This window comes from Micromonospora sp. LZ34 (assembly GCF_052981855.1).
Genome location: NZ_JBRIQN010000141.1, coordinates 1 through 1,586 on the forward strand (window position 1 = coordinate 1; position 1,586 = coordinate 1,586).

1 protein-coding gene is annotated in these 1,586 nt (G+C 65.1%); it reads right to left on the bottom strand.

Translation table 11 applies throughout. The annotated features are described in order from the left end of the window. Window positions 1-76 precede the first annotated feature (76 nt). Window positions 77-1,360, bottom strand: coding sequence for an IS110 family transposase (locus ACVCAH_RS37820; RefSeq protein WP_447141000.1), 1,284 nt, complete (start codon window positions 1,358-1,360; stop codon window positions 77-79). Window positions 1,361-1,586: the final 226 nt, after the last annotated feature.

The following is a 1,586-nucleotide window of genomic DNA, read 5'->3' on the forward strand; positions in this document are numbered from 1 at the left end:
CTGACCCGAAAATCGGTGAAGGAGTGGGCAGGTGGCAGCACCCGGCGGAGCGTCAGCGGAGCCGGGTGCGGGCGGCTCACGCCGCTGGCTGGGCGATGACGAGTTGGCCGTCGGTGATGCGGAACTGCTGACCCGTGACCTGTTCGAGTTGGCGGGCGAGGTTGCGGGCGTGACGGTTCTTGTTGATACGGGTGTCGTAGAAGTCGGGGCCGAGGTCGTGATAGCGGGCCTGAGGGTCCGACAGCAGGTGCCAGACGATGGTCAGTACCGAGTTGCCGACAGCGACCAGGGCTTTCTTCTTGCCCCGATGTCGGACCAGTCGGCGGTAGCGGGCACCGAGGAAGGTTGACGTGCGGGACGTGGAGATGGCGACCTCGCCCAGTGCGCCGGCCAGCCAGGGGTTGCCCTTGCCGGTGGTGCCGCTGCTGGGCTTCTTCCCGCCGGATTGCTTGACCTGGGGGCAGAATTTTGCCCAGGACACCAGGTGGGCGGCGGTCGTGAACCGGGTCATGTCCACGCCGATCTCGGCGATGATGTCCTGCGCAGATACCCGCCCGATGCCCGCCACCTCATCAAGTTGGGTGACCTGATGCTCGAAAGGGGCGATCAGCTCGTCGATCTTCACGGTCAGCTCGCCGATCTGCTGGGACAGCCGGTCGATGTTGTCCAGCATCATGCGACAGATGTAGGCGTGGTGATCGGCGAAGTGCCCCGTCAACGCCTCCTCCAACACGCTGATCTTGGCGCGCATCCGGCCCCGCGCCATCTGCGCCAACACCCTCGGGTCCCGCTCACCGGCGATCAGCGCCTCGATCATCTGCCGTCCGGACACCCCGTGGATGTCGCGGATGAACGAACTGAGCTTGATCTGGGCGTCTTCCAGGACCTTCTCGATCCGCTGCTTCTCCCGGGTGCGCTCCTGAGTCAAGGCACGACGGTAGCGGCAAAGATCCCGTAACCGCCGGATCGGCTTTGGCGGCACGAAACTGGGCCGGGCCATACCCCGCTCAGCGACCTTGGCCAGCCAGATCGCGTCCTCCCGGTCGGTCTTGGGTCGCCCCGGCAGGTTCTTGACCTGCTTGGCATCCAGCAGCCAGCACTCGACATCATCCTCCAGCAGGTAAAACGGCGGCTTCCAGTAATCGCTGGTCGCTTCCATCACCACCAGCATCACCTGCTGGTCACGCAACCAGTCCGCCATCTGCAAGATCGCGCGGGTCGTCGCCTGATAGGTACGCACTTCCTGACGCCGCCGCCCGGCGTCACCAGGAACCCGCACGCATACCTTCAACTCGCCCTTCGCCACGTCGATCGCCGCGACACGCTCGACCATCCTGTCGTGCTCTTCCACCACATCCACGAACTCACCCCCACGACCTCAGCCGGAGTGGTTGCCCGCGGGAGCCGGCGGGGAAGCGAGAATCTGACCCGCGTGCTCGAAGCGACAATGCAGGACCCCTGAAGCGACTCCCAGCGTCTGACTCAAACACGGGCTCATGGCACCAAGGCTGATCGACGTCGGCGAGCAACCACACCCCGATTTTCAGCCCGGCAGGACGCGCCGCAAGGGGCACGGGTGACTCAAA